The organism is Bradyrhizobium sp. KBS0727, from assembly GCF_005937885.2.
Taxonomy (GTDB): domain Bacteria; phylum Pseudomonadota; class Alphaproteobacteria; order Rhizobiales; family Xanthobacteraceae; genus Bradyrhizobium.
The window spans coordinates 815,651-842,247 of sequence record NZ_CP042176.1 but is presented as its reverse complement, the minus strand read 5'-3'; the positions used below and the strand labels follow the sequence as shown (position 1 = coordinate 842,247).

Genomic DNA, 26,597 nt, shown 5'->3' with positions numbered 1-26,597 from the left:
ACACCGGGCTGGAGCGGTCTTGGGCGGTCTTTTCCCCTGCCGCGCCCTGTTCACCCAGGCCGGATTTGCGCAAAGCCGCTGATTAAGGCAATAATTCCTAGATCGGTTCGGAGCTTTCAATGGCCAAGCATAAATCACAACGCATTCTCACCCACGCCCAGGTCTGGACCGCGCTCGACCGGCTGGCCGAGCGGGCCGGCATGTCACCCTCGGGGCTCGCCAAGCGCAGCGGTCTCGACCCCACCACCTTCAACAAGTCCAAGCGGATGTCGGTTGACGGCCGCGAGCGCTGGCCGTCAACCGAATCGGTCTCCAAGGCGTTGGCCGCCACCAATTCGTCGATCGAGACCTTCGTGCAGTTGATCGGCGACGGCGCACGCAGCACCCAATCGATGCCGCTCCTGGGGCTGGCGCAAGTCGGCAGCGGCGGCCATTTCGACGAAAGCGGCTTTCCCGCTGGCAAGGGCTGGGACGAGGTGGCGCTGCCGTCGTCCGGCGACGAGCACGCCTATGCGCTGGAGATATCCGGCGATTCGATGAAGCCCGCCTATCGCGACGGCGACATCGTCATCGTGTCGCCGGGCACCGCGATCCGGCGCGGCGACCGCGTGGTGGTGAAAACCTCGGGCGGCGAGGTCATGGTCAAGGAATTGAAGCGCCGCACCGCGAAACAACTCGAACTGCAGTCGCTCAATCCCGTTCATGCCGACCGCACGCTGGATGCCGACGACGTCGTCTGGATCGCGCGGATCGTGTGGGCGAGCCAATAACCACAGCCGTGCCTGACGTCCTGCAGGACCTGTTGCAGGAGCAGCTTCGCGTCGTCCTGTGCGGAACGGCCGCGAGCACGGTGTCGGCTACCGCCGGCGCTTACTACGCCAACAAGCAGAACAAGTTCTGGAAGATTCTGTACGAGACCAGACTGATCCCCGAGCCATTGCAGCCACACCAGTACCGCGAGCTGCTGCGGCATGGAATTGGCCTCACCGATCTGGTGAAAACGCATTTTGGGATGGACCATCAGATTCCATTGACGAGGCTCGATGACCCGCGCACCCGCTTGAACGCGTCAATCGCCGCGTTTCGCCCAAAATTCCTCGCGTTCACCAGCAAAACTGCGGGACAAAAATTCTTCGGCGGCAAGCGCGATTACGGCGAGCAGTCCGAGCGGATCGGCGATACCAGAATTTGGATTTTACCGTCGACATCGGGGGCCGCGAATGGAAGTTGGCGGCCGGAGATCTGGCATCGGTTTGCGGATGAGGTGCGGGAAAGCTCAGGCGCCTAATTCGTAGGGTGGGCAAAGCGAAGCGTGCCCACCAACTAGTATCGCGATTTGAACCAATGGTGGGCACGGCGCAATCGCGCCTTTGCCCACCCTACGAAGGCACTCCGCTACGTCGCGTAGTCAGGCTCTTTGCGATCCAGCATGCGCTTCAACGCATCGAAGTGCCGCTGCGCCGGGCTGGGTCCCCGATAGAGATGATCGTCGCGGTAATCGCGCTGGGTCTTTTCGACCACGGGGGCGGGAAGCTGCTTCAGCCTTTGCCCGGTCCACATCGCGTAGATCTGCACCTGCGCGGCGCGCTCGACGTAGTAGAGCATGTCGTAGGCATCAGCGACGGTGGCGCCGACCGTCGAGATGCCGTGATTGGCCATGAACAACACCTTTTTGTCGCCGATCACGCCGGCCAGCCGGGCGCCTTCGGCGGGATCGAGCGCCGGGCCGGTGTACTCGTCGTCATAGGCAATGGCGCCTGACAGCCCGACCTCGGTCTGGCCGATCTCCTTGATGCGCGGGTCTTCGAGCCGCGTCAGCGCGCTCGCATAGGGCATGTGGGTGTGAAACACCGCTTTGGCCTGCGGTAGCGCCTTGTGGATCGGCGCGTGGATGCAATAGCAGGAGCGCTCGACCTCGCCCTCGCCGCGCTTGACCTCGCCGTCGTCGATGCCGACTTCCATGAAGCAGGAGGCGGTGACCTCCGACCAGTGCGTGCCGAACGGGATCTGGTAATAGCGATCGCTGCGCCCCGGCACCGCGAAGGTCAGGTGGTTGAAGATGCCCTCGCTAAAGCCCTGGTTGAAGGCCAGCCGATGCGCGGCGGCGAGATCGACCCGCGCCTGCCATTCCTCGGCGCTGGAGTTATCGAGCGCCTTCGGCGAAACCCTGTCGTGCATAGGCATCCTCCTGCTGAGCTATAGCCGGCCTCTCTGCGGAGGCCTGGACTGCGAGCCAACAGTCTAACGCAATTCAGGCCGGCCGCGGCTGATTTTGCCGGGGGCCTGCTATCTCGATTTGCGGCTCTCCGTCGCAGCGGGCGAAGATTTTCCCTTCTCCCATCGAAGTCGGATCTATCCGACTTCGACAGATTAGTATGCCCCAACGCGGGTGAACCCGAGTTGGGTGGGAGAAGGAAAAACTTACGCGCTCCGCGCCAGCGCGCCGTCGATCATCGCGACTGAGTTTTGCACGCCATAGACCGCGACGAACGAGCCGAAGCGCGGGCCTTTTTCCTGGCCGAGCAGCACCTGGTAGAGCATGTTGAACCAGTCGAGCGAAACGCCCGGTCGGCCGTCCTTACCCTTCTTGACGGGATCCAAGAACGGCTCGCGGCGGCCGATCTCGTAGACCACGTTCTGGATATCCTCGGCCGATGAACCCGCCGGCATGTTGGACAGTGCATCGCGCAGATCCTGCAATGCTGCGCGCTCGCCGTCGGTCGGTTCGCGGAACTGCTTGGTCGGCGCCACGAAGTCACGGTAGTAGTTGATGGCGTAGCCGACCATTGCATCTAGCTTCGGATGCGTCTGCGGCGTGACGCCCGAACGATAGCGCCCGATGAAGCCCCACAGCGTCTCGGCATTTTCCGCGTTCGACGACGACACCAGCGTCAGCAACAACTGGAACGTGACCGGCATGTCGGCCTTCGGCGGCTGGCCGGAATGAATATGCCAGACCGGATTGGCGAGCTGCTGCTTGGCATCCTGCCGCGTGTAGCCGTCGAGGAACTGCTGGTAGTCATCGACGTTGCGCGGGATCACGTCGAAGTACAGCCGCTTCGCCGCCTTCGGCTCGCGATACATGAACAGTGACAGCGATTCCGGCGACGCATAACGCAGCCATTCGTCGATGGTCAGGCCGTTGCCCTTCGACTTGGAAATCTTCTGGCCCTTGTCGTCGAGGAACAGTTCGTAATTGAACCCCTCCGGCGGCGTGCCGCCGAGCGCCGCGCAGATCTTGCCCGATAATTTGACCGAATCGATCAGATCCTTGCCGGCCATTTCGTAGTCGACGCCGAGCGCGAACCAGCGCATTGCCCAGTCCGGCTTCCACTGCAGCTTGCAACGCCCGCCGGTCACGGGAACCGTGACGCTCTCCTTGGTCTCCGGATCTTCATAGGAGATGGTGCCGGCCTTGGCGTCATGCGCCGTGACCGGCACATACAGCACCATGCCGGTGCGCGGACAAATCGGGAGGAACGGCGAATAGCTCGCGGCGCGTTCCTCGCGCAAGCTCGGCAACATGATCTTCATCACGGAATCGAGCCGCTCCAGCATGCGCAGCAGCGCGGCGTCGAACCGGCCCGAGGTGTAGTACTCGGTTGAGCTCGCAAATTCGTAGTCGAAGCCGAAGGTGTCGAGGAAGGCGCGCAGCCGCGCGTTGTTGTGCGCGCCAAAGCTGTCATGGGTACCGAACGGATCCGGCACGCGCGTCAGCGGCCGGCCGAGATGCTTTTCCAGAAGCTCCTTGTTCGGCACATTGTCCGGCACCTTGCGCAGGCCGTCCATGTCGTCGGAAAACGCCAGCAGCTTGGTCTTGATCTTGTCCTCGGTGAGCACACGAAACGCATGGCGCACCATGGTGGTGCGCGCGACCTCGCCGAAGGTACCGATATGCGGCAGCCCCGACGGACCGTAGCCGGTCTCGAACAGCACCTCGTCCTTCGGGCTTTTCTTCAGCCGCGCCACGATCGCTTTCGCCTGCTCGAACGGCCAGGCGTTGGATTGTTCGGCGAGCGCCCGCAAGTCGTTCGGGCTGGCGGCAAGGTCGATCGTGGACATCAGAGGTCTCCAAGGCCGCGGAAACTAGCGCTTCCGCGTCGAAAAGCAAAACGGTGGTGAAGCCGTCATTCCGGGATGGTGCGTTAGCACCAGACCCGGAATCTCGAGATTCCGGGTCTGGTCCTTCGGACCATCCCGGAATGACGGAGTCTCAAACTTCTAGAACGGGCTGATCGAAAAATAGCGCAGCCACAGGTCGGTGAAGCGGCCTTTTTCCCAGATCCGGAACAGCGCCCAGTTCAGCGACTGCCGCAGCAGGTCGTTGCCCTTGCGGACGGCGATGCCGATGCCCTCGCCGAAATAGCGGCTCTCGACGAAGGGGCCGCCCGAGAACGCGCAGCATTCGGCCGAATCGGTGCCGTTGATCCAGAACGCCAGCGCGATCGCATCGCCGAAAATGAAATCGACCTCGCTCCGCCGCAGCGCCAGCCGCAGCGCGTCGTCATTGGCGTAGGACTTGATCTCGGCGTCGGTGAACATCGCCTTCAGATAGGCCTCGTGCGAGGTGCCGGCGATGACGCCGATCTTCTTGCCTTCGAGATATTCGGGGCGAATTTCCGGCATCACGGCATCGCGCCGCGACACGAAGCGGGCCGGTGCGCGGTAATAGGGATCGGTGAAATCGAGCCGGGCACGCAATTGCGGCGTCACCGCCAATGAAGCGATGATGGCGTCGCCGCGATTAGAGGTGATGGCGTCGACCAGCGTCTCGAACCGGCGCATCTGGATGGTGCAGGTGACCTTGATCTCGTCGCACAGCGAGCGCGCCAGATCGACATTGAAGCCGGCCGGATTGCCGTCCGGCCCGGTGAAGTTGAACGGCGGATAATCGGTCTCGGTCAGGAAGCGGATCACGGTGAGGCGCGACAGGTCGGGCCGGTCCGGACGCCGCCGCGGGTCCCAGAACCCGGGCACCGCCTGCGGGGCGGCCTCGACCGGCGGCTTGGGCAGGGTCTGGGCGCCTGCCGGGCCGCTGGACACGACGACCGCCAATACAGCCGTGATCGCCCATCCCGCCAGCAAGGCGCTGAAGGTGCGAGACAGGCTAAGGTTGGACAACAGGGCGGTCGGGCGTGGCATGGCCGGAATGTCTGTGGAATTTGATGGCCTTATAGACCATCCGGCCTGCGATGCGAGGGCCGTTTTGCGGCGTTTACCGTCGGTTGCAGGTTAAAGATACCGTTTGAGGTCGGTCGCGGCTTCCTGCGGCGTCCGTTTCAGGTTGAACGGCGAGACGAAATGGCCGTCGCGATCCATCAGATAGATCAACGCGGTGTGGTCCATGGTGTAGTCGCCGTCCTTGAGCGGGACCTTCTTGGAATAGACCCGGTAGGCCGACAGCACCTTCGCCACCGCCTCGGGATCGCCGGTCAGGCCCTGCAGATGCGGATCGAAGCTGGAGAGATAGTCCTTCATGGCTGCCGCGGTGTCGCGCTCCGGATCAACCGAGACGAAATAGGCATTCACCCGATCGGCGTCCCTGCCCATCGCCTTCAGCACCTCGGAAATCTCGAACAGCGAGGTCGGGCAGACGTCCGGACAATGGGTAAAGCCGAAGAAAATCAGCGTCGGCTTGCCCTTGAGACTGCTGTCGGTCACGACCTGGCCGATCTGGTTGGTCAGTTGAAACGGCCCCCCGATCGCGGCCGGGGCCGTCGCGCTGCGCAAGCCGCCCAGCGCCCACAGCATGATCACGAGCCCCACCACGAGGCTGCCGGCGAAAGCCGCGAAAATCACCAGCGGGCGGGTGGTCCGGTCCATGATGGAATTCCTTCTTGCCGGATCAGAAGCAGGCCGAGATGCCGGCGGCAATCATCTCAAAAAACACCGTGGTGCCGTATTGGAACCACAAGACCAGCGCGCCGAGCAGGAACAGCGCGCCGAGGCCGGTGGCGGCCCAAACGATGGCCGAGGCCACCCTGCCCTGAGGCCGGGTTGCCGCCATTACGCCGAGCTGGGTGGAAACCGGCTGAACCATATCAGTGAGATAGGGCCCATTCCCCGGGCAGGCAAGCTTAATGGCCGCAGCCCCGATCACGTGATGCGGAGGGGGATCAGTACATCCGGGTGCTCTGGAGGGGTCGGACACAAAATCGCGAAAACAACCCCATGCAAAGTAGAATGGCCGCAGGCCCGATCACGTGATGCGAAGTAGGATTGGCTCGGCAGCAGCGGGGGCTCGATCCTTCGAGACGGCGCTAACGCGCCTCCTCAGGATGAGGTCTGGCAGGGTCCTCATGGTGAGGAGCGCGGCAAAGCCGCGCGTCTCGAACCATGATGTCGGGCATAGTTACCGCGAGGAAGCAGCAGCCGGCTTGGGCGCGGGCACGGAGGCCTGGGCGTCTAGGTAGCACGGTTTGTAGAGCGCCTGCAGCTGCTTGCCCCTCAGGAAGATCATGCGCGGGGTCAGGCCGCCGCGCGCCGAGATCCACTTCCGCACCGGCGACGGATACATCGAATACAGCATCTGCGTCGCCTCGGTATTGGTGACGGCGCGGCCGTTGGCGCCGAAATCCCAGGCGGCATGGAAACCGAGATTGGCGTGCGAGGTCACGCAGATCTTGTCGGGAGCAATTGCGCCGAGAACGATGGTGCAGGCTGAGGCGCACAGGCCGTCGATGATGACGGTTTCGCCCGAGGTGCGCAGGCCCTGGTACTTGTCGACATAGGTTCCGATCCGGCCGCCGCGGTCGTCAGCAATGCGAACCACCGCATGACTCGCTCCACCCCCCGCCAACAGCAGCACCGCTGCGAGCAACCCCGTCAACAGCTTCATGTCCCCAGCCCCAGTCGAAAAAAGTCGAAACCGAATCTGACTGTCTTGGTGATGCAAGACTGACGACAAGGTCTTTCGAGATCGTGATTTTGTCTAGGCGGCGAAGGCCGTTCAAAACAAATTCAAATTAGGTGTTGCTGGGGCGCTGCACCGGAGGCTCAGGAAAATCCCAAACTGGAACAGGTTACGGTTGCGAAGGTGGCGGCACAGCCACAGGCAAGGGCCATTTGTCGTTGACCGCGCCCGATGACGCGGTCTTGAATCAAAAACGGCTGGGGGAGGACGCGATGGCTCAGGACGCAGACGTAATCGTGGTCGGCGGCGGACTGGCGGGGCTGGTCGCCGCCACCGAAATCGCCGACGCCGGCAAACGCGTCATTTTGCTGGACCAGGAAGGCGAGCAAAGCCTCGGCGGCCAGGCGTTCTGGTCGTTCGGCGGATTGTTCCTGGTCGACAGCCCCGAACAGCGCCGGCTCGGCATCAAGGATTCCCACGATCTGGCGCTGCAGGACTGGATGGGCACCGCGGGCTTCGACCGCGACGAGGATCTTTGGCCGAAGAAGTGGGCCGAGGCCTATGTCGCCTTCGCCGCCGGCGAGAAGCGCGACTGGCTGCGCGCGATGGGCCATCGCATCTTTCCGGTGGTCGGCTGGGCCGAGCGCGGCGGCTATGACGCCATGGGCCACGGCAATTCGGTGCCGCGCTTTCATGTCACCTGGGGAACCGGTCCCGGGATCGTCGAGCCGTTCGAACGCCGCGCGCGCGAAGCCCAGAAGCGCGGCCGGCTCACGTTCAAGTTCCGCCACCGCGTCGATGCGCTCATCGTCACCAACGGCACCGTCGAAGGCGTCAGCGGCGCGGTCCTCGAACCGGATGCCGTCGAGCGCGGCAAGAGCTCCTCGCGCAAGGTGGTCGGCGATTTCACCCTGCGCGCGCCGGCGGTGATCGTCGCCTCCGGCGGCATCGGCGGCAATCACGACCTGGTCCGGCAGAACTGGCCGAAGCGTCTCGGCACACCGCCGAAGTTCATGATCTCGGGCGTGCCCGAGCATGTCGACGGCCGCATGATCGGCATCACCGAAGCGGCCGGCGCCCGGCTGATCAACCGCGACCGGATGTGGCACTACGTCGAGGGCATCCGGAACTGGAACCCGATCTGGCCGCGCCACGGCATCCGCATCCTGCCCGGCCCGTCCTCGATGTGGTTCGACGCCACGGGCAAACGATTGCCCGCGCCGCTGTTTCCCGGCTCCGATACGCTCGGCCAGCTCGACTACATCATGTCGACCGGCCACGACTATTCCTGGTTCATCCTGACCCAGAGCATCATCAAGAAGGAATTCGCGCTCTCCGGCTCCGAACAGAATCCGGATCTCACCGGAAAAAGCTGGCGCATGACCATCAAGCGCGCCACCAACAAGGGCGCGCCGGCGCCGGTCGAGGCGTTCAAGCAGCACGGCGCCGACTTCATCGTGCGCGACAACCTCGCCGATCTCGTCAGAGCCATGAACGCGCTGTCCGGCGACAATTTGCTGCAACTCGATTCCATAAAGGCGCAGATCGAGGCGCGCGACCGCGAAATGACGAATCCCTATGTGAAAGACGCGCAGGTGATGAACATCCACAATGCGCGGCGTTACATCGGCGACAAACTGATCCGCACCGCCAAACCACACCGGATCCTCGACCCCGAACACGGGCCGCTGATCGCGGTGAAGCTCAACATCCTGACCCGCAAGACGCTGGGCGGCTTCGAGACCGATCTCGACTCGCGCGTGTTCGGCAATCACGGCCAGATCATCCCTGGACTCTACGCCGCGGGCGAAGCCGCCGGCTTCGGCGGCGGCGGCGTGCACGGCTATCGCTCGCTGGAAGGCACCTTTCTCGGCGGCTGCCTGTTCTCCGGCCGCAACGCCGGGCGCGCGGCGGCGAAGGCGGCATCCTGACGCCGGGGTCGGTGCAATAACGCAGTGGCGCGGGGCGCATCGGCGCGCTAAGTAACCGGCCTCACAGATCAGGAGAGCAGTATGACCATCCAGCGTTTCGAAGTCGGACCTCGCATGAGCCAGGTCGTCGTTCACGGCAACACCGTCTATCTCGCGGGCGTGGTCGCCGGCAAGGCGGCCGGGAAAAGCGTGACCGAGCAAACGCAGGACGTGCTCGCGATCATCGACGGCCATCTCGCCAAGGCCGGCACCGACAAGACGAAATTGCTGTCGGCGACGATCTACATCACCGACATGAAGACTTTTCCGGAGATGAACGCGGCGTGGGACGGCTGGATTTCGGCCGGCAATACCCCGGCCCGCGCCACCGTCGAAGCCAAGCTGGCGGCGCCGCAGTACAATGTCGAGATCATGGTCATCGCGGCGAAGTAACGCTACTACGGACGATAGCATTCGTCATGGCCGGGCTTGTCCCGGCCATCCACGTCTTTGGAGCAGCAAGAAAATAAGTCGTGGATGCCCGTAGGTCGTGGATGCCCGGGGCATAGGCGAGCGGAAGCGACGCCGTCCTTTGGACGGCTATGCCCGGGCATGACGACTCAATTGCATCTCCATCACCTCACGCCGCTTTCGCCGCGCCCCGTTCCGCCTCGATCTTTCTTGCCAGCACCCACCGGAAATACGTCAGCGCCGCATCGGCGCCGATCGCGAGCAGTTGATAGTTCGGATCGACGTCGAACACCTTCTGCTGCGCCTCGATGATCGCCAGGTCCTCGTTGAACGCCTCTTCGAGGCTGTGGCGCAGCGACAGCGCGATGTTCGGATTGTCGAGATCGAAATCGTGCAGGTAATTCCAGAAGAAATGCGTCGTACTGCGCGTCTCCGGCGTCATGAACTGGGCGTTACGAAATTGCCGCGTGCCCGGAACCTGAACGCCCTTCTCCGCACCCTGCCCAGCCGGTGCGAACATCGTATCGAGCAGGAAGATACCGGGGACCAGCATCCGTCCGATATTGCGGCGGTCGACCTTGTCGGTCTTGTTCGCGATCACCTTGCAGAGATATGGCGGCGGCTCGGCACCCATGTGCCAACGCTCGACGCGAAAGCCGTCGTCCAGTTTCTCGATCGCGACCGGCTTGGTCTTGTAGGCATATTCCTCAGAGCCGCCGAGCGTGTGGGTGTGCACGAAGGCGAGATGCGCGAAGTCGCTCAGGTTGTCGACGATCAGGAGCCAGTTCGCCTTGTAGTGCATATAGCCGGGCAGACCGCTCCATTTGGAATCGGCGAGCGGCGGATAGTCCACGATCAGGTTCGGATCGGCTTTCTCGACATCCCCCATCCAGATCCAGATCAGGTTGTAGCGTTCGACGATCGGATAGCTGCGCACGCCGAGTTTTGGCGGGATCATGTCCTGGCCGGGGATTTGGATGCACTTTCCGCCCGGCTCGAATTTCATGCCGTGATACATGCACCTGATGTCATCGCCCTCGATGCGGCCCATCGAAAGCGGCGCGGCACGGTGGCAGCAGCGGTCGTCGAGCGCGACAACCTTGCCGCTGGCACCGCGGTAGATCACCACCGGCCGTTCCAGGATGGTGCGGGCGAGCTTGCGGCCGTCGATCAGTTCATGATTCCAGGCCGCGACGTACCAGGTATCGCGCAGAAAGATTCCGTCGTCCGACATGCCGTTCCTCCCTCTCGTGTTTTGCGAAACGCTTTTCTTTTTCGTCAGAGCGTTTTCCAGCGAAGTGGAAACCGGTTCGCGTCAAGAAAACGCGTCAAATCAAAAACCTGGAGCCCCGTTCCGATTCCATCGGAACGGAAGAGGCTCTAGCGTCATCTTCTATGTCTTCTATGTCATCGGGATTGCGGCGAGTATCCGAATTCCCTGGACACACTGTCCCGCCACATGGACGATTGCCGGATGGACTGGCGCGATTGGGAGCTGTTTTGCGAGGTTGTTCAGCACGGCGGCTTTAGCGCCGCCGCGCGCGTGCTTGGGCATCCCAAGTCGAGCCTCAGTGCTGCAGTGCAGCGACTGGAAGGCAATCTGGGCCTGCGGCTGATCGAGCGGACCACGCGGCATCTTCGCCTGACCGATGCCGGCGACACCATCTATCAGCGGGTCAAGCCGCTGTTCATTGCACTGCACGATACCCATGGCGAGGCGCTGGCGATGAGCAGCGCCATATCAGGCACGCTGCGCATCAAGTCGCCCTACGAATTCGGCGCGCACCATGCCGGGCCCGTGGCCTGCGAATTGATGAATCGCTACCCGGATCTGGCGATCCGGATCGATGTCGAGCACGAGATCGTGAGCCCGGTCGCCGAGAATTACGACATCGTGTTTGCGATGCTGGAGGCACCGCTGCCCCCGACCGGGATCGTCATCCGCAGGGTGTCGTCGCTGCAACGCGGCCTCTATGCCGCACCTGCGCTGCTCGAACAATTCGGCGCGCCGCACACGCTGGAAGACCTTGCGCGGCTGCCGATGCTGACCGCCCCGAATGACGCGCCCTGGGCGCTGACCACGCCTGAAGGCGTCACCGAACATCTCACCGTGCAGAAGGCGCGACTGGTCAGTTCGAATGCGGACATAAGGTTGCAGGCGGCGCTCGCCGGGCTCGGCGTGTTGCGGGTGACGGCGAGCTTTACCAACGCGGCTGTGGCGGCGGGATTGCTGCAGCGGCTGCTGCCGGATCATGTCTGCGAGCCGCTCAACGTGCACGCGCTGCTGCCGGCCCGCCAGTTCGTTCCGGCCAAGGTACGCTGTTTTCTCGATGCGCTGGAAGCGCATGGCCGCGGTGGCGGACGGGAGGAAACATGATCCGGATTGTTGCCATCGTCGCTGCGATCGCATTCGCCGCCGGCCCGGCCGCCGCCGAGACCATCGAGATCGGCGGCGTGACGCGCACGTTCCTCACCCAGTTCCCGGACTTAAGACCGGCGCCGCTCGTTATCGTGCTCCATGGCAACACCCAGGCCGGCGCCGACATCAAGGCGCGCACCTCCTGGCCGTTGGTCGCGAACCGCGAGCGCTTCGGCTTGATCTTTCCCGACGGGCTCAACCACGCCTGGGCCGATTTGCGGCCGGATACCAAGCGCGCCGGCCGCGTACCGCCCAAGGGAACCGACGATGTCAGCTTCATCGTCCGGCTGATCGAAAAATACGTGGCCAACGGATCGGCCGATCCGAAGCGCATCTATGTCACGGGGTTGTCGAACGGCGGCGCCATGACGATCACGCTGGTTTGCGCCCGCGCCGATTTGTTCGCGGCCGCCGCCAGCGTCATCATCAACCTCACCGACGAAGCGGCGGCCGCCTGTCATCCGTCGCGGCCGATGCCGACGCTGATGATGAACGGCACCGCCGATCCCCTGATCCCGTTCGAGGGTGGCAAGGGCGGCAGCCGGTTCGCCGTGGGTGGCTTCTGGCCGGCGATGAAGACGCTGGCGTTCTGGCGGAAGCTCAATGGCTGTGACATCGGGGATGGCGCGGTGACCGACCTCGAGGACCGTGATCGCGAGGACCAGAGCACGGTGACGCGGATCGAGTCGCGCTGCCCGCCGGCGCGCGACGTCGTGCTCTACCGCGTCAATGGCGGTGGCCACCGCATGCCCAGCGCGTTCTCCGACGCGCGCTTTCCCCGCATCGCCACCGCGTTCCTGGGGCCGCAAAACCACGACATCGACGGCGCCGAGACCATCTGGGCGTTCTTCAGGAAATTTCCGTAGGGTGGGTGAGGTAACCACCCGGTCCTCATCCTGAGGAGCCGCAAAGCGGCGTCTCGAAGGATGGCCACGGGCCACATGGTTCGAGACGGCGCGGAGCGCCTCCTCACCATGAGGAGTTAATGGTTGCGACGAACTTCAAGCAATTGCCCTGAACAGCAAAATTCTTGACCTCCGAGGTAATCGATCGGCGCGCGGCATTGTCAGATAGTCGGTCAGCCGATCCATTCGGCGCCACGTTGAGGAGATGATGATGACCGACGTTACGAAGATTGCCCGCAACTATATCGATCTGTGGAACGAGCGGATGCCAAGCCGCCGCCGCGAAATCCTGGCCACGAACTGGACCAGCGACGCCCGCTATATCGACCCGCTGATGTCGGGCGACGGCCTTGACGGCGTCGACGCCCTGATCGCCGGCGTTCAGCAGAAGTTTCCGGACTTCAAGTTCAGCCTGATCGGCAAACCCAACGGATTCGGCGACCATGTCCGTTTCTCCTGGGGCCTCGGCCCGGATGGGACCGACGGCCCGATCAAGGGTACTGACTTCGCGGTGCTCAAGGAGGGGCGGATCCGCAGCATCACCGGATTTCTCGACTAGGTGCCGCAGGGGGCGTGACGGATCCCCACACGGTTGCCCGGGCCACCCGGGCAACCGTGTTGCCGGCATTCCAACTATTTCGGGAACCTTCCGGCCTTTGCCGCATCCAACCCCCAATACCCTGTTATTGGTGGAACCATGATGCGTCAGCCTCATCCCCAGCAAATCGCGCCCGCCGCCAGCAACGACGCCGAACTGGTGCGGCGGGCGCTGGCCCGCGACGAGGCGGCGGTACGCGCCATCATGCAGGCGAATAACCGCCGGCTGTACCGGCTCGCCCGCGGCGTGCTACGCAACGACGGCGAGGCCGAGGACGTGGTGCAGGAAACCTATGTCCGCGCCTTCACCCATCTGGAAAGCTTTCGCGGCGACTCCAGCCTGGCGACCTGGCTGTCGCGGATTGCCATGAACGAGGCACTGGGCCGGCTGCGCCGCCAGCGGCCCGGGGTCGAAATCAGCTCGCTGCCGCAGGGCGTGCTCGAAGCCCAGATCATCCAGTTCCCTCTCGCGGTCGCCGAAGATCCGGAAAAATCCATGGCCCAGCGCGAAATTCAGCATGTCGTCGAGCACGCCATCGACGAATTGCCGGAAGCGTTTCGTCTCGTCTTCATCACCCGCGTGATCGAGGGGATGAATGTGGAGGAGACCGCCGAAATTCTGGGGCTGAAGCCGGAGACGGTGAAATCGCGCCTGCACCGCGCCCGCACCATGCTGCGCGACATCGTCGAGAACAAGATCGGCCCGGTGGTGATGGAAGCATTTCCGTTCGCCGGCAGGCGCTGCGAACGCCTGACGGACGCGGTTCTGAAGCGGCTAAACTTCGAATAATTTCGGGAACCTCCGCACCCGAGCGTCATCCAACTCCTGTGACCCAACAACGCGCGCGGCCGCAGTGCCGGCGCCACAGGAGTATCAACCATGTTCGTTCGATTGAGTGCGGCGGTCGCCGCCTTCAGCCTGCTCACCGGCGCCGCGCTGGCGCAAGCCGCAAAGCCCACCGATCCGCAGATTGCGCATATCGCCTACACCGCGGGGGTGATCGACATCACCGCGGCGAAGCAGGCGATTTCGAAAGCCAGCAACAAGGACGTCAAGGCGTTCGCGGAAGACATGGTGCGCGACCATGAGGCCGTGAACAAGCAGGCGCTCGACCTGGTCAAGAAGCTGAAGGTAACACCGGAAGACAACGACACCAGCAAGACGCTGTCGAAGCAGGCCGCCGACAAGCTCGCCGAACTCGGCAAGCTGAAGGGCGCCGACTACGACAAGGCCTATGTCGCCAACGAGGTAGCCTATCACAAGGCGGTCAACGGCGCGCTGGAGACGCAGCTGATCCCCTCGGCCAGCAATGCCGAGCTGAAGAGCCTGCTGCAGACCGGCCTGAAGATCTTTCAGGGCCACCAGCAGCATGCCGAACACGTCGCCGCGGCGCTGAAGTAAGGGAGCCAGACATGCAGCCGAGACACCTTCTCCTGGCGGCGCTGGCGCTCGGCGCAATGGCCGTCCCGGCGCGTGCGGCAACCATTCAGGTCGTGATGGAAAATCTCGTGGTGTCGCCGGCCGAGGTCTCGGCCAAGGTCGGCGACACCATCGAATGGATCAACAAGGACGTGTTCGCGCACACGGCCACGGCGCGAAACGGCGATTTCGACGTCACCCTGCCGCCGAAAAAGACCGTGACATCGGTGCTGAACAAGGCCGGCTCGGTCGAATACTACTGCCGCTACCATCCCAATATGAAGGCCGTGTTGAACATCGCGCCCTAACGGCTCGCCGCATCGCTGCGTAGGGTGGGTTAGCGTAGCGTAACCCACCCTCACGGCGAACAAGACGGTGGGTTACGGCTTCGCCTAACCCACCCTACGAAGCGATATCCGCCGCGGCGGCATCGGTCAGGCGTTGCACTACATCAGCATCGCCGATGCGCACCATCGCGAGCAGCGAAAAACGCGCCAGGAACAACGGCGCGCGGGCCTCGCCGAGCTCCGTCATGGTCTTGCACAGATGCGTGTAGGCGGTGTCGAGTTCGGCTTCGGTCATGGTCGTCGTACCCGTCATGGTCGCAGCAAATGGTCGATGGCATCAGTCACGGCCGCGGTATCGAACCGGCGCCAGCGCGCGAACACATGGCCGTCGGGACGGACCAGATAAAGCGTGCCGGGCGCCGCGTCGTACATCGTGAATAGCCGGCCGGTGCTGTCCCAGCCGCGCGCCTCGGCGTTACCTGCGTGCCGCGCCACCGCTACGATCGCGAAGGGAATGCCGCGGGCGCGCATCGCCGCATCACACGTCGTCAGAACATCCGGCACCGCGCCGTCGTCGCTGAAATACAGCGCCGTGATCACGGGCCCGATCAGGTCGGTCAGATGGCCCGCGCGCGTGGACGAACCCTCGGCGATCGTCAGCGGGCACTCCGTCAGCACGTGGCCGGGAGCAGGTCCTGCGCCGAACGCCGCCTCCTGCGCCGCCACATTGAGCGGCGAATGCGTGTAGGCGATCGCAGAAGACTGCCGCGGATTGATCAGCGAGCGCAGTTCGGGAAATTTCACGGCGAGACCCAGCACGGCCTTTCGCATCAGCTCGAACGCGAACGAAGGCGGCGCCATGAACTCGGTGCTCTTGGTGCCGTGCCTGAGGTTTTCCCGTGCCGCGGCGACCCGTTCGGCCGAATAGCTGTCGAGCAGTTTTGGCGACGCGATCCCCTTGACCACGAAGGCAAGCTTCCAGGCGAGATTGTCGGCATCGTCGATGCCGGAATTGGCACCGCGGACGCCGAAGATCGGCAGCAGATGTGCGGCGTCGCCGGCAAACAGCACGCCGCGGTAGCGGTAGTCGTCGAGCGTGAGCGCGTTGGCCTTGTAGATGCCGATCCAGACCGGGCTCCACGCGCCCTTCTCGCCCATCATCCCGAGCAGACTTTCGACGCGCGGCATGACATTTTCGGGCTTGATCGCCTCATCGGGGTCTTCGCCGTCGCGCAACTGATAGTCGACGCGCCAGACGCCTGAAGGCTGCTTGTGCACCAGCACCGTCGAGCCGGGATTGCAGGGCGGATCGAAATAAGCGAGCCGCTCCGCCGGACGCGCGCTGTCCAGCACGATGTCGACGACGACATAGCGGCCCTCGTAGCTGGTGCCCTTCAGCTTCAGTCCCAGCGTTTCGCGCAGGAAGCTGCGGCCGCCATCCGCGGCGACGACCCAGTCGGCCTCCATCGTGTAGGCCCCTTTCGGCGTCTCGACGGTGAGCCGTGCGCCATCCTCGCGCGCGTCGATCGCGCTGACGCGGTTCTGCCAGCGAATTTCGAGCAGGTCGCTGCGCGGCTCGGCGGCGTCGAGCAGCAACTGCTCGATCGAATATTGCGCGAGATTGATCATCGGCGGATGCTTTTGGTTTTCGTCCATCGGCATCTTGAAATGCAGCACTTCGTCGTCTCGATAGAAGCTGCGGCCGCCGGTCCAGGGCAGGCCCTGCTTCAGAAAGCCATCGGCCGCACCGAGACGCGATATGATCTCGAGGCTGCGCCGCGAAATGCAGATCGCGCGGCTGCCGAAGCAGACGGAATCATCCGCCTCCAGCAGAACGACCGGCACCCCGTGACTGGCGAGCCCCAGCGCCGCGCAATAGCCGACCGGTCCGCCGCCGACCACCACGACGGGACGCCGCGCCTGGTCGGCGCCGCCTTGCAGCGGCGGCAGCGACGCCGGATATTGCTTCGCCGTGAAGGGATAAGGCTTGAACGGGCGGTTCACGAATCTTCCCTTAAGTTTTTTGCCTTGATGTTCTTTGGCCGCGCTCCTGATGCGGTGAACAGGGGCTCGCGAAATATCTGTCAGGCAAGCCGGCGTCGGCGCAAGGCCATCGCCAGCCGCACCGCGACCGCGGCCTGCCAGACCGGATAGAGAAACGAGGTCTGATCGAGGCCGAGCGCATTGTCGAGCGCCAGCAGCGCGCCGGCGATCGTCCCGGTTACCAGCATCTGCAGCCACGTCACGGTGTCGCGCGGACCGGCCGGCAACAGCGCAATGCCCAGCGCCATCAAGCCGCTGCCGGTGAAACCGCCGGCGAGGCCCGCCAGGATGTTCCGCATCATCTTGTCGGCACCGATGACCTGCCCGTCGATAAAAATCGCGGCGTTCACGGCACAGACAAAGGCGATCATCGTCATCACGGCCGCCACCAGCGCCGCCCACAACGGGTTGCTGCTGAAGCGCTGGACCACCAGGAAAACCAGAACGGCAAACGGGACCGCGACCAGCGCCAGCCGGATGTCAGCAGGCACGCCCACGATCTTGTCGAGCAACGTCGGCAACAGCGGCGTGAGAATGCCCGACAGCAGGCCGGCGCCGGCTACGATCAATAAATTGCGGGAGGTGTCAGCCGAAGCGATCGCCTGGGTCAACGCTCACTCCTTTTTTGCGGCACCTCTCAGGCCTAGCACGGCAGCGGCCGGAATTGAAGGCAACCCATTTTCGGGCGAACCGGCCCCCAAATAAAAGCCGCGCCGACCCGAAGGTCGACGCGGCGATGGCCGTTCTGTTGCCAGGTGGACCAACCCCGAACAGGTTACGCCGCGAGGCGCACTTCGTTCAATGCAACGTTATCGTTTGCATTTAGGTTTTTGACCCGATAACGGCGGTATCATGCCGAGCACAATTCAGAGCTTCATTGCGACCATCGATCCTGGTTCGCCCCCGCCTTAGCAGCCAGCCTTAACAAGCTTTGGGATTTTGCCTTCCGGCCAAATCAATCTCACCGTGATGAGACCTTTAACTCAAGCTGCTAAGGTGGAGGCGCCGGGTACTGCCCCCGGGTCTGCCCGCAGTCCACTCTAAGGTTCAGCGCCATCGTCTTGCGACGTGGCGACTGTACCCGCGATCGAGGCCGAAAGATAGGCTGCTGTGGCTTGAAATCTTCTTGCGAAGGAAGTCCTCGATATTCAAGTCGCTGCCTGCGGACATCGCTCAGCGAGGATGAGACTCCCGAAAAGTGCCACAGAGCGGTCACCGGCGTTCCAAAAGCCGGATGGTCACCGTGTCTCCAGCCTTCTTTCCGATAGCAGCCCGCAGGTCCGCTTTGATAGGCAATTTATGGACACCGCCGCCTATCGCCATGAATGCGGTGCGTAGCGGGTGATCATCGACTGTACAACTTACCTTTACCAAGCCCTTTGTACCAAAGAACGCTGCGGACTTCGGCCATACGACATACGTCCAGCCCCCCTTTTTTGGACTTTTTTGAAGCCGAGCTTTGAATTCCTTGTTTAGAATAGCCATAGCCCCGACCTTCCTGGCTGGAAGACCGCTCGTGAAGCGGTACTTCGATGGGTCGCTTCCTTACAAGACGGCCTGAATTGGGCCGGACCGACACGTGACGCATATTTTTTTCGAGAAGCTCGTAGGACGGATTGAACTGCAAAGGCGCCACCGGTCAGGCGCAAGACCGCGGGGCGGATGAGAGAAGGGCGCAATCTGCCATCTCTGCACACTCATAATCCGCTCGAAATACCCGGCTAATCCGAGCAAGCATCAACGATGGCCTGAAGCAATTCTTCGCCGGTAGCATACCATCGCGAGAAGCCTACCTGGCGGCGCATATCGCTGATGACAGACATCGCGATCGAACCGCTGTCCTCATCCTCGAAGATCTTGTCCAGTTGCACGTGTAATTTGGAACCTTCGAGAGCGGCGATTTCGATCGCCAACCGATCCAGTTCGTTCGCCGCTTCGATGTTGCGCGCGTCGCCAGGAAATTCGATTGCCTTGTTTCGGCGCCAGTAGGCGGTGCCCGCGCAATCGACCAGTGCACCAAGGTCGATGAGCAATGCTCCCCTCCCTGGCCGCGCGTAAGGCGGATCAGCGTAGCGCGATCCGCCAACACCGTATTCCTCGGCGGGCTTACGCCTTCGGCCGTTCCGCCCGCATCTGACTAGTCCCTCTCGTCATCGGCAAAAATTTCCTCAATATCCTGCCGTCCATCGAGCACACGCACGATTTCCGGCCGACCGTTGTTCAAACGATAAATACGACCTGGGGAGAGGCGGCGAGTGAACGCAGGCCCGGACGAACTTCGTCACGCGTACGTCCCGCCGAAGGAAAGTCATCAAGAGTTTTAACGACTTTCGCGATCTGGCGGATGATCTTGTCCGCAGTCGCCCGCCCTGCAATGTGAGCGTAGTAGTCCCAAAGGCGGTCAACATCCGCGAGAGCCTCTGGCGACCAAATAGTTGGGGGCCTAAGCCCCACCACGGCTTGAATTCTTCCTGCGAAGGAAATCTTCGATATTCAGCGCGCTGCCCTGGCCCGCATCGAGCGAACTAATTCCCCGGTCGATCTCACCGCGAAGCGAATTGAGCTTTTCGACGTGCGAAAGCAGCTTGCGGCCGATGTTTTCCTGATCGGCGTCCGGTAGACGGGAAATTTGCGCAATGGCTTGTTCGAGCGTTCTAACCATGGGCCCAGCCTAGCATATTCCGCTTCGCGCGGCCTGAAAATTTGGAGCGGGCGAAGGGAATCGAACCCTCGTATGCAGCTTGGGAAGCTGCCGTTCTACCATTGAACTACGCCCGCGAATGCTCGCCCTTGATTAGCCGACCCCGCGCCATCCGCCAAGGTGTTCCGTCGGCTTCCGCCCCCGCCCTTAACCGATCGCAAAGATTCCAGATGCGCCGGTTTGGGACGGTGTTATGGTCCCGTCCGGGGCGGTGGCGTATGACGGGGCGTGGGTACACCATATTCGATACGGGGATTGGCCGGTGCGGCATCGCATGGGGGCCATCCGGTGTCATCGGCGTACAGCTCCCCGAGGCCCGCGAGATCGATACGCGCCGGCGGCTATTCCAGCTCTATCCCGACACCCGCGAACTTCGCCCGCCGCTGAATGCCGAGATCGCGATCGAAGGCATCGTGGCGCTGCTGCGCGGCGGGAACAGCGATTTCTCCGACGTCGCGCTCGACGTGACCGGCATCCCGGCCTTCAACCAGCGCGTCTACGCGCTCGCCCGCCAGATCCCGCGCGGGGAAACCCGTACCTATGCCGAGATCGCCGCCGGCCTGCGCGCCTCGGGGGCAGTCTATTCGGTGGTGCAGGCGATCGCCCGCAACCCCTTCATGATCATCGTGCCCTGCCATCGCGTGCTCGAGGCGGGCCACTATGCCGACAAGATATCGCCGAATGGTGGGGCCATCTCCAAGCGGCGGCTGCTGTCGATCGAGGGCGCCCACCCGACCTCGAGCAAGACCCTGTTTGACGTGCTGCTGCCCGTTGCGCCGCCACGGGCGCCTACCTAAATTGGCGGGATGACCGCGACCACGCTGCTCGAGCGCCCATCGATCTCGGTATCCGACTTCCGCTGCGACGCCGGGCCGGGCGACAGGCCGTTCGCCGAACACCATCGCTGTTACTCGATCTCCTATGTGCGCAAGGGCAGTTTCGGCCTGCACAGCCGCGGCAAGTCCCATGAGCTGGTGGCGGGATCGGTGCTGATCGGCCATCCCGGCGACGAATATACCTGCACCCATGAGCACGTCTGCGGCGACGAGTGCCTGTCGTTTTTCCTGAGCGCGGAACTGGTGGAGACGTTCGGCGACAGCAAGGCGATCTGGCAGGCCGGTTGCGCGCCGCCGCTGCCGGAACTGGTGGTGCTCGGCGAGCTGGCGCAATCGGCGGCAGATGGCAACAGCGACATCGGCCTCGACGAAATCGGCCAGCTGCTGGCGAGCCGCTTTGTCGAAGTGGCCTCCGGCAAGCCGCGCAAGGCCGCCTTCCTCGCCGCCCGCGACCGCCGCCGTGCGGTCGAAACCGCATTGTGGATCGATGCGCATTCACACCGGGCCATCGGCCTGGAAGACGCCGCCGATCAGGCCGGCATCAGCCCGTTCCATTTCCTGCGGCTGTTCTCGGACACGCTCGGCGTCACCCCGCATCAATATCTGGTGCGCTCGCGGCTGCGCCACGCGGCGCGGCGGCTGGCCGACGACGACAGCGCGATCACCGATATCGCCTACGATGTCGGTTTCGGCGACCTCTCCAATTTCGTACGCACGTTCCACCGCGCCGCCGGCGCCTCGCCGCTGAAGTTCCGCCAGGCTTCGCGGGGTGATCGCAAGATTCTCCAAGAACACCTTGCCCTCAACTGACTAGGGTTACTCCAGGCCGCGCGGCAATCTCGCGCGCTTATTACTGGAGAACACCATGTACGACCACATCGGATTGCGCGTCGGAAATCTCGACGCCAGCGTTCGCTTCTATACCGCGGCGCTCGCCCCCCTCGGCTATGTGCTCTGCTCGCGGGATGATTCCGGCGCAGGCTTCGGCCCCAAGGACCAGCCTGCGCTCTGGCTGCATCTGCACAAGGGAAATTCAGGCACCGGTGCGCATGTCGCGTTCCGCGCGCCCGATCATGCGGCGGTCGGAAAATTTCACATCGCAGGCCTGAAAGCCGGCGGCCGCGACAATGGCGGCGCCGGACCGCGCGCCGATTACAGCCCGACCTATTACGCGGCGTTCTTGACCGACCCCGACGGCAATAATGTCGAGGCGGTGTGCACGTAAGCTGCGACCATCACGAATGTCATTCCGGGGCGATGCAAAGCATCGAACCCGGAATCTCGAGATTCCGGGTCTGGTCCTTCTGACCATCCCGGAATGACGAACGTAACAGACAAGAGGACTCATCCATGGCTTCCATCTACAAAGACATCATCATCGACGCGCATCCCGACGACGTTTGGGACGCGGTGCGCGATTTCGGCGCGGTGCATACGAGGCTCGCCCCGGGCTTCGTGCTCGACACCAAGCTCGACGGCGACGCCCGCATCGTGACGTTTGCGAACGGTTCGGTCGCCCGCGAAACCCTGGTCGATTGCGACGACAAGCGACGCCGGCTGGTCTATGCCATCGCCAGCGAACGCCTGAAGCAGCACAGCGCGTCGGCGCAGGTTTTTGCCGAGAGCGATGGACGCACCCGTTTCGTCTGGATCACCGACGTGCTGCCGAACGAGATCGCGCCCTATATCGACGCGCAGATGGACCAGGGCGCGCTGGCGATCCAGAAGGCATTAGGGCGCAACGCCGCGTGATCGATGTCGGGGGCGGCAGGCATGGCCGAAGGTATCGGCGATGGATAGCTATGAACTCAGTCATTCCGGGATGGTCCGAAGGACCAGACCCGGAATCTCGAGATTCCGGGTTCGTGCTTCGCACGCCCCGGAATGACGGCCGCTATTTGTCGCGTCTCACGACAACGCCGGCCGCGCCGCGGGAATACCGACCTGCTTCGGCCCCCACCTTGTCAGGATCACGCTGGCGCAGGACAGCACGCCGAGTACCACCATCGAGGCGGACGCCAGCACGAAGAAGTCATGGGCGGTGGCATTGTGGGTCGACAGCCACCAGCCGCCGGTGCCGATGAACAGCAGCCGCGCGGTCTGCGCCATCACAGGGCCGACCACCTTGGCCGCGCCCTGCGATGAAAAATACATCGACGACGCCAGCCCGATGAAGGCGTACATCGGTGCCGCCGTCGACAGATATTGGTGGCTCGCGGCGCGCACGCTGGCATCGTTGGTGAAGAGGTTGACCCAGACATCGGGGAAGATCGCGATCAGGGTCGCGATGGTCCCGACCGCGAGGAACGAGACACATCCAGCGCTCCAGGCCACGCGCCGGGCGCGCGCGATGCGCCCGGCGCCGACCGACATGCCGATCATCGGCACCGAGGCGATGCCGACCGCAAACGACACCGAAGTCAGCAGGAATTCAAGCCGCGCGCCGATGCCGTAACCGGCGAGAATTTCGGTGCCGAAACGCGCCAGCATGTGGGTGAAGATGCTGATGGTCAGCACCGATTGCAGCGGCGAGAAGCAGGAGATGGCGCCGACCCTCAGGATGTCGAAGAACATCGCCCATTGAATCCGCAGGCCGAAGATTTTTGGAACCACGCGCGACCGTCCGGAAAACAGGTACCAGGACATCACGGAGATGCTGATGAGATAGGCGGTCAAGGAGCCTGCGGCGACGCCGCGCATGCCGAATTGCGGGATCGGGCCGAGGCCGAGGCCGAGCGTGCCGCCGAGAATGATCTGGCAGACCGCGGACGACAGCATCATCAGCGACGGCAGTTTCATGTTGCCGGTGCCGCGCAGAACGCCGGCCATCGTGTTCATCAGCCACGGCGCCACGGCGCCGCCGAAGAAGATCTGCGTATAGGCGATCGCCTGCGCCAGCACGTTGCCGCGGCCGCCGAGCAGTTCCAGCAATTTCGGACCGAAGAGCAGCATGCCGAGCATGAAGGTCAGCCCGAAGCAGAGGCCGATCAGCAGCGCATGCGCGGCCAGCGTCGAGGCGCGCTCGACATCGCCGGCGCCGAGCGCACGCGCGATCGCGGAAGCCACGCCGCCGCCCATGGCGCCGCCCGACATCGTCATGGTCAGGATTACACAGGGAAACACCAGCGCCATCGCGGCCAGCGACTCGACGCCGAGCCGGCCGATATAGGAGGTCTCGGCGATGACCACGCAGGTGCTGGCGCTGAGCGCAATCACGTTGGGCCAGGCGAGCCACAGCAGCGTCCGCAGGATCGGGCGATCGAGCAGCGCATTCTTCGCCGGCGCTTCCGGCGGCGGAAGCGGACGCTCGTCCTCGTCTACGGGTAGTTCGGCGACGGCAATATCGGGCATTTCGTCTCCCGCGCGCAGTCTGATTGCTGCGCCGCGGTGTTGTCCTACCACGGCCGGGCAGGATTCCCTGTGCACGGGGCGCAAGGGGGGCCTGCACGATTGCAGGCGAGCGAGGTCTCTCTACCCGATCGACCAGACAAACGGCGCCTTGCCGCCGACTGGCGGCTTCAGGTGCACCGGAATGTGGCGGCCACAGCCGGCCGCCAGACCCTCGAACAGGCCTTTAAGAACGTTCGCACAGGCCGGGTGATAATCGCCGACATCAGCCATCAATTTCCAGGTCTGCTGCCGAACTTCGAATGCGCCCTCCGAGGCGCTGATCTCGGCGACATCGTCCTGCGACTCGAACAGCACGCGCAGGAAGGCGACGAAATCCTTCGCCGAACCTTTCGCGGCTCCCTGGTCCATCGCGAAGCTCCGCGCGATCTCGTCGAAATACTGCATGCCGATCAGTTTGCCGGTCAGGTGCAGCAGATAGCCGGCGTCTTCCGGCCCGAACACCTGCACCATCACAGCCGCCGCCGTCTTCACATATTCCATCGCGTAGTTGCGATAGGCTTTTTCCAGCCGCGGCTTGGGCCAGCTATCGACCGGCAGCGCCGGCGCGGTCGCCGGATCGAACATCGGCGCTTCGAGATGCCGCGCGAACACCAGCCGCGCGTCGAGCTCGAGCGGATGGTCGTATTCGCAGTAGTAGCCTTCGAGCCCGTCCTGCCCGTCGACGCTCTGCTTGGTGCAGACGAAGCCGAGATTGAGATTGCCCAGCGCCACGCCGTTGTTGGCGTGCCATCCGCGCAGCATCGCGCGCGAGACTTCGCCGGGCACGCCGCAGATCGCCGTTCCCCGCCAGATCCAGCGCGGCGGCGGATAGCGGATCCAGGCCTTGCGATCGGTCTCGTACATGTATTCGACATGCACACCACCGATCCAGTTCGAGAGATAGTGATAGCGCGCGGCCGCGACCGCCGGCGGCAGATGATCGAGCCCGAGCTTGACCAGCCCCGGCAGGAAGCGCTCCTGCTGTTGGCGGCGGAATACCCGGAACACGAACTCGGCAGCATCCGCGGTGCCGCGCCTGGAGACCACGGCGAGAATCAGGCCGGTAAAAAACGCATGGTAGAGATCGGCGACGCTGCGCCACTTCGTCCATTGCGCTTCGCGTTCGCGCTCCTGCCCCGTCATCGCTTCACTCCCTTTTCTTGTGGAAGCACATTGTCATCGCGAGCGCGGTGGCGCAATGCGCCGCGCGCGAGGCTGGATTGCCTTGACGCCGACGCTTGCGAAACTATGGTCCGAAGCCACGCCGAAGGGATCGATTGCATGACATTGCCGATGAGCTGGGATGAGTGGACGCGGCACGACGGCACGGCGCTGGCCGCGCGCGTCAGGAACGGCGAACTCACGGCACAGGAATTGGCGAAGCAGGCGGCCGCAGGGATCGCCAAGGTCAATCCCGCGCTGTCGGCCGTCGTTGAAGTATTCGAGGACGCGATCGCCGATCCCGTCAGCAACGGCGCCAATCCCGAAGGGCCGTTTGCCGGGCTACCTTTCCTGATGAAGGATCTCGGCCCGACGATGAAGGGCCGGCTGCAGGAAATGGGATCGCTGATCATGCGCGGCAATCGCGCGACGTCAGATACGTTCCTGACCGGAAAATTTCGTCACGCGGGACTCAATCTGATCGGGCGGACCACCACGCCGGAGTTCGGGGTCTGCAGTTCGGCCGAAAATCCCGCCGTCTATATCACGCGCAATCCCTGGAATACCGACTACACCACCTGCGGATCGTCGGCCGGCAGCGCCGCGATGGTCGCGGCCGGTGCAGTCCCGATCGCGCATGCGACCGATGGCGGGGGTTCGATCCGGATTCCGGCCGGGGTCAATGGCAATATCGGGCTGAAGGTGTCGCGCGGGGTGTTCTCGCTCGCACCGCATCTGTCGGACCTGACTGGGCTGGTCTCGATCCAGGGCTGCCAGTCGCGTTCGGTGCGCGACACCGCCGCCTTTGTCGATGCCTGCCGGGGTCCAGCGCCCGGCGAGTTCATGCCGTTCTGGACCACGCCGGAGCCTTACATGGAAATGATCGCGCGCGATCCGGGCCGGCTCCGCATCGCGCTCTCGCATCAATGGGGCGAGTATCGCGCGACAGCGCAGATTGCGGCCGAGCTTGAGCGGGTCGGGCGCTTCCTCGAAGGCCTTGGCCATCACGTCGATTACGCGCTGCCGGAACTGGACTTCCCCGCGGCCTTCGAGGCGCAGACGACGTGTTATGTCAGCAACTTCGCCCAGGTGATCGGCAACATGCTCGCCGCGCGCGGGCTCGACCGGCCGCCGGCGGACCTCATCGAACCCGTCAACATCCGGATCTGGGAAGCCGGCCGGCACACCAGTTTCACCGAACGCGCGCGCATGCAGGCGGTGTTCAACACGACATCGCGCGGCTTCGGTGATTTCTTCGAGCAATGGGATATCATTCTGACGCCGGTCACCGCGCTGCCGACGCCGAAGGTCGGCACCACGGAGTACCTCACGATCAGCGACAACCCGTCAGTCGCCGACTGGTTCGGCAATCTGTGGCGCAACTTCGCGTTCACGCCGCTCGCCAATCTCTGCGGCATTCCCGCGATCTCGTTGCCGCTGGCGACGCACGAACACGGGCTGCCGCTCGGCATTCAGGCGCAGGCAAAGCAGGCCAATGACGGCCTGCTGCTTCAGTTCGCGGCCCAGATCGAGCGCGCGATCGGCGGTAAGTGGAATTCGGGCGAGCGGCCGGGCGTGCACGTGACGAAGGGCTGATGGCCGGC

31 protein-coding genes, 1 tRNA gene and 1 other RNA gene are annotated in these 26,597 nt (G+C 63.6%); 15 read left to right on the top strand and 18 right to left on the bottom strand.

The window, feature by feature from the left end:
- Window positions 1-119 precede the first annotated feature (119 nt).
- On the top strand, window positions 120-770 hold the full coding sequence (locus FFI89_RS03940) for a helix-turn-helix transcriptional regulator (RefSeq protein ID WP_210249071.1): 651 nt from the start codon (window positions 120-122) through the stop codon (window positions 768-770).
- 32 nt (window positions 771-802) lie between these two features.
- Window positions 803-1,288, top strand: coding sequence for a mismatch-specific DNA-glycosylase (locus FFI89_RS03935; RefSeq protein WP_168212773.1), 486 nt, complete (start codon window positions 803-805; stop codon window positions 1,286-1,288).
- Window positions 1,289-1,395: 107 nt separating this feature from the next.
- Here the strand turns inward: FFI89_RS03935 and FFI89_RS03930 are convergent, their stop codons facing one another.
- The 6 genes from FFI89_RS03930 to FFI89_RS03905 all read right to left on the bottom strand — a co-directional run bounded on the left by FFI89_RS03930 (window position 1,396) and on the right by FFI89_RS03905 (window position 6,838).
- Window positions 1,396-2,178, bottom strand: coding sequence for a class II aldolase/adducin family protein (locus tag FFI89_RS03930; RefSeq protein ID WP_246669356.1), 783 nt, complete (start codon window positions 2,176-2,178; stop codon window positions 1,396-1,398).
- A 243-nt stretch (window positions 2,179-2,421) separates the two neighbouring features.
- The gene (locus tag FFI89_RS03925; protein ID WP_138833086.1) at window positions 2,422-4,062 is read right to left on the bottom strand and encodes a lysine--tRNA ligase; all 1,641 of its coding nucleotides are present in this window, start codon (window positions 4,060-4,062) and stop codon (window positions 2,422-2,424) included.
- Window positions 4,063-4,221: 159 nt separating this feature from the next.
- Window positions 4,222-5,142: a transporter substrate-binding domain-containing protein gene (locus FFI89_RS03920; RefSeq protein WP_138833084.1), complete on the bottom strand. Its 921-nt coding sequence runs from the start codon at window positions 5,140-5,142 to the stop codon at window positions 4,222-4,224.
- A 90-nt stretch (window positions 5,143-5,232) separates the two neighbouring features.
- The gene (locus FFI89_RS03915; protein WP_138833082.1) at window positions 5,233-5,823 is read right to left on the bottom strand and encodes an SCO family protein; all 591 of its coding nucleotides are present in this window, start codon (window positions 5,821-5,823) and stop codon (window positions 5,233-5,235) included.
- 22 nt (window positions 5,824-5,845) lie between these two features.
- Complete coding sequence (locus FFI89_RS03910; RefSeq protein ID WP_138833080.1) at window positions 5,846-6,040, bottom strand: hypothetical protein; 195 nt, start codon at window positions 6,038-6,040, stop codon at window positions 5,846-5,848.
- 312 nt (window positions 6,041-6,352) lie between these two features.
- The gene (locus tag FFI89_RS03905; protein ID WP_138833078.1) at window positions 6,353-6,838 is read right to left on the bottom strand and encodes a hypothetical protein; all 486 of its coding nucleotides are present in this window, start codon (window positions 6,836-6,838) and stop codon (window positions 6,353-6,355) included.
- A 287-nt stretch (window positions 6,839-7,125) separates the two neighbouring features.
- On the opposite strand from FFI89_RS03905, the gene FFI89_RS03900 reads away from it, so the two are divergent.
- Together FFI89_RS03900 and FFI89_RS03895 are read left to right on the top strand one after the other, a co-directional pair.
- Window positions 7,126-8,784 (top strand): FAD-binding dehydrogenase, encoded by a 1,659-nt coding sequence (locus tag FFI89_RS03900; protein ID WP_138833077.1) that lies wholly within the window; start codon window positions 7,126-7,128, stop codon window positions 8,782-8,784.
- An 81-nt stretch (window positions 8,785-8,865) separates the two neighbouring features.
- Entirely contained in the window at window positions 8,866-9,216 is a 351-nt protein-coding gene (locus FFI89_RS03895; RefSeq protein WP_138833075.1) for a RidA family protein, read from the top strand.
- Window positions 9,217-9,403: 187 nt separating this feature from the next.
- Here the strand turns inward: FFI89_RS03895 and FFI89_RS03890 are convergent, their stop codons facing one another.
- Window positions 9,404-10,468, bottom strand: coding sequence for an aromatic ring-hydroxylating dioxygenase subunit alpha (locus FFI89_RS03890; protein WP_138833073.1), 1,065 nt, complete (start codon window positions 10,466-10,468; stop codon window positions 9,404-9,406).
- Window positions 10,469-10,708: 240 nt separating this feature from the next.
- Here FFI89_RS03890 and FFI89_RS03885 point away from each other — a divergent pair, with 240 nt between their 5' ends.
- The 6 genes from FFI89_RS03885 (at window position 10,709) to FFI89_RS03860 (ending at window position 14,883) form a co-directional block, all read left to right on the top strand.
- Window positions 10,709-11,611: a LysR family transcriptional regulator gene (locus tag FFI89_RS03885; protein ID WP_138833071.1), complete on the top strand. Its 903-nt coding sequence runs from the start codon at window positions 10,709-10,711 to the stop codon at window positions 11,609-11,611.
- Entirely contained in the window at window positions 11,608-12,519 is a 912-nt protein-coding gene (locus tag FFI89_RS03880) for a PHB depolymerase family esterase (RefSeq protein WP_138833069.1), read from the top strand. The genes FFI89_RS03885 and FFI89_RS03880 overlap by 4 nt, the downstream gene beginning before the upstream one ends.
- A gap of 250 nt (window positions 12,520-12,769) precedes the next feature.
- Window positions 12,770-13,117 carry a nuclear transport factor 2 family protein gene (locus FFI89_RS03875; protein ID WP_138833067.1) on the top strand — a complete coding sequence of 116 codons (348 nt, stop codon included), beginning with the start codon at window positions 12,770-12,772 and terminating at the stop codon, window positions 13,115-13,117.
- Window positions 13,118-13,258: 141 nt separating this feature from the next.
- Complete coding sequence (locus tag FFI89_RS03870) at window positions 13,259-13,945, top strand: RNA polymerase sigma factor (protein WP_138836075.1); 687 nt, start codon at window positions 13,259-13,261, stop codon at window positions 13,943-13,945.
- Between the two features lie 90 nt (window positions 13,946-14,035).
- Window positions 14,036-14,557 carry a DUF4142 domain-containing protein gene (locus FFI89_RS03865; protein WP_138833065.1) on the top strand — a complete coding sequence of 174 codons (522 nt, stop codon included), beginning with the start codon at window positions 14,036-14,038 and terminating at the stop codon, window positions 14,555-14,557.
- Between the two features lie 11 nt (window positions 14,558-14,568).
- On the top strand, window positions 14,569-14,883 hold the full coding sequence (locus tag FFI89_RS03860; protein WP_138833064.1) for a cupredoxin domain-containing protein: 315 nt from the start codon (window positions 14,569-14,571) through the stop codon (window positions 14,881-14,883).
- A 94-nt stretch (window positions 14,884-14,977) separates the two neighbouring features.
- Here the strand turns inward: FFI89_RS03860 and FFI89_RS03855 are convergent, their stop codons facing one another.
- The 9 genes from FFI89_RS03855 to FFI89_RS03815 all read right to left on the bottom strand — a co-directional run bounded on the left by FFI89_RS03855 (window position 14,978) and on the right by FFI89_RS03815 (window position 19,683).
- Complete coding sequence (locus FFI89_RS03855) at window positions 14,978-15,157, bottom strand: DUF2783 domain-containing protein (protein WP_138833062.1); 180 nt, start codon at window positions 15,155-15,157, stop codon at window positions 14,978-14,980.
- A 14-nt stretch (window positions 15,158-15,171) separates the two neighbouring features.
- Window positions 15,172-16,866 (bottom strand): FAD-dependent oxidoreductase, encoded by a 1,695-nt coding sequence (locus FFI89_RS03850; RefSeq protein WP_138833060.1) that lies wholly within the window; start codon window positions 16,864-16,866, stop codon window positions 15,172-15,174.
- A gap of 80 nt (window positions 16,867-16,946) precedes the next feature.
- On the bottom strand, window positions 16,947-17,516 hold the full coding sequence (locus tag FFI89_RS03845; protein ID WP_138833058.1) for a hypothetical protein: 570 nt from the start codon (window positions 17,514-17,516) through the stop codon (window positions 16,947-16,949).
- A 121-nt stretch (window positions 17,517-17,637) separates the two neighbouring features.
- Window positions 17,638-18,012: a transfer-messenger RNA gene (gene ssrA, locus FFI89_RS03840) on the bottom strand.
- Window positions 18,013-18,117: 105 nt separating this feature from the next.
- Entirely contained in the window at window positions 18,118-18,390 is a 273-nt protein-coding gene (locus FFI89_RS03835; RefSeq protein ID WP_138833056.1) for a DUF1905 domain-containing protein, read from the bottom strand.
- Between the two features lie 236 nt (window positions 18,391-18,626).
- Window positions 18,627-18,938 carry a hypothetical protein gene (locus FFI89_RS03830; protein ID WP_138833054.1) on the bottom strand — a complete coding sequence of 104 codons (312 nt, stop codon included), beginning with the start codon at window positions 18,936-18,938 and terminating at the stop codon, window positions 18,627-18,629.
- A gap of 187 nt (window positions 18,939-19,125) precedes the next feature.
- Window positions 19,126-19,359, bottom strand: a complete 234-nt coding sequence (locus FFI89_RS03825) for a type II toxin-antitoxin system RelE/ParE family toxin (protein WP_246669582.1) — start codon at window positions 19,357-19,359, stop codon at window positions 19,126-19,128.
- Window positions 19,349-19,567 (bottom strand): hypothetical protein, encoded by a 219-nt coding sequence (locus FFI89_RS03820; RefSeq protein ID WP_138833052.1) that lies wholly within the window; start codon window positions 19,565-19,567, stop codon window positions 19,349-19,351. Before FFI89_RS03820 ends, FFI89_RS03825 begins: the two co-directional genes overlap by 11 nt.
- Window positions 19,568-19,609: 42 nt before the next feature.
- A tRNA-Gly gene (locus FFI89_RS03815) sits at window positions 19,610-19,683 on the bottom strand.
- A gap of 141 nt (window positions 19,684-19,824) precedes the next feature.
- On the opposite strand from FFI89_RS03815, the gene FFI89_RS03810 reads away from it, so the two are divergent.
- The 4 genes from FFI89_RS03810 to FFI89_RS03795 all read left to right on the top strand — a co-directional run bounded on the left by FFI89_RS03810 (window position 19,825) and on the right by FFI89_RS03795 (window position 22,194).
- Complete coding sequence (locus FFI89_RS03810) at window positions 19,825-20,403, top strand: methylated-DNA--[protein]-cysteine S-methyltransferase (protein WP_138833050.1); 579 nt, start codon at window positions 19,825-19,827, stop codon at window positions 20,401-20,403.
- Between the two features lie 9 nt (window positions 20,404-20,412).
- Window positions 20,413-21,252 (top strand): AraC family transcriptional regulator, encoded by an 840-nt coding sequence (locus tag FFI89_RS03805; RefSeq protein WP_138833048.1) that lies wholly within the window; start codon window positions 20,413-20,415, stop codon window positions 21,250-21,252.
- 55 nt (window positions 21,253-21,307) lie between these two features.
- Window positions 21,308-21,667, top strand: coding sequence for a VOC family protein (locus tag FFI89_RS03800; RefSeq protein WP_138833046.1), 360 nt, complete (start codon window positions 21,308-21,310; stop codon window positions 21,665-21,667).
- 125 nt (window positions 21,668-21,792) lie between these two features.
- On the top strand, window positions 21,793-22,194 hold the full coding sequence (locus FFI89_RS03795) for an SRPBCC family protein (RefSeq protein ID WP_138833044.1): 402 nt from the start codon (window positions 21,793-21,795) through the stop codon (window positions 22,192-22,194).
- Window positions 22,195-22,350: 156 nt separating this feature from the next.
- Here FFI89_RS03795 and FFI89_RS03790 read toward each other — a convergent pair whose 3' ends face one another.
- Together FFI89_RS03790 and FFI89_RS03785 are read right to left on the bottom strand one after the other, a co-directional pair.
- A complete protein-coding gene (locus FFI89_RS03790; RefSeq protein ID WP_138833042.1) occupies window positions 22,351-23,793 on the bottom strand; it encodes an MATE family efflux transporter in 1,443 nt (480 codons plus the stop codon).
- A 120-nt stretch (window positions 23,794-23,913) separates the two neighbouring features.
- Window positions 23,914-24,975 (bottom strand): hypothetical protein, encoded by a 1,062-nt coding sequence (locus tag FFI89_RS03785; protein WP_138833040.1) that lies wholly within the window; start codon window positions 24,973-24,975, stop codon window positions 23,914-23,916.
- Window positions 24,976-25,113: 138 nt separating this feature from the next.
- On the opposite strand from FFI89_RS03785, the gene FFI89_RS03780 reads away from it, so the two are divergent.
- Window positions 25,114-26,589, top strand: coding sequence for an amidase (locus FFI89_RS03780; protein ID WP_168212772.1), 1,476 nt, complete (start codon window positions 25,114-25,116; stop codon window positions 26,587-26,589).
- Window positions 26,590-26,597 lie beyond the last annotated feature (8 nt).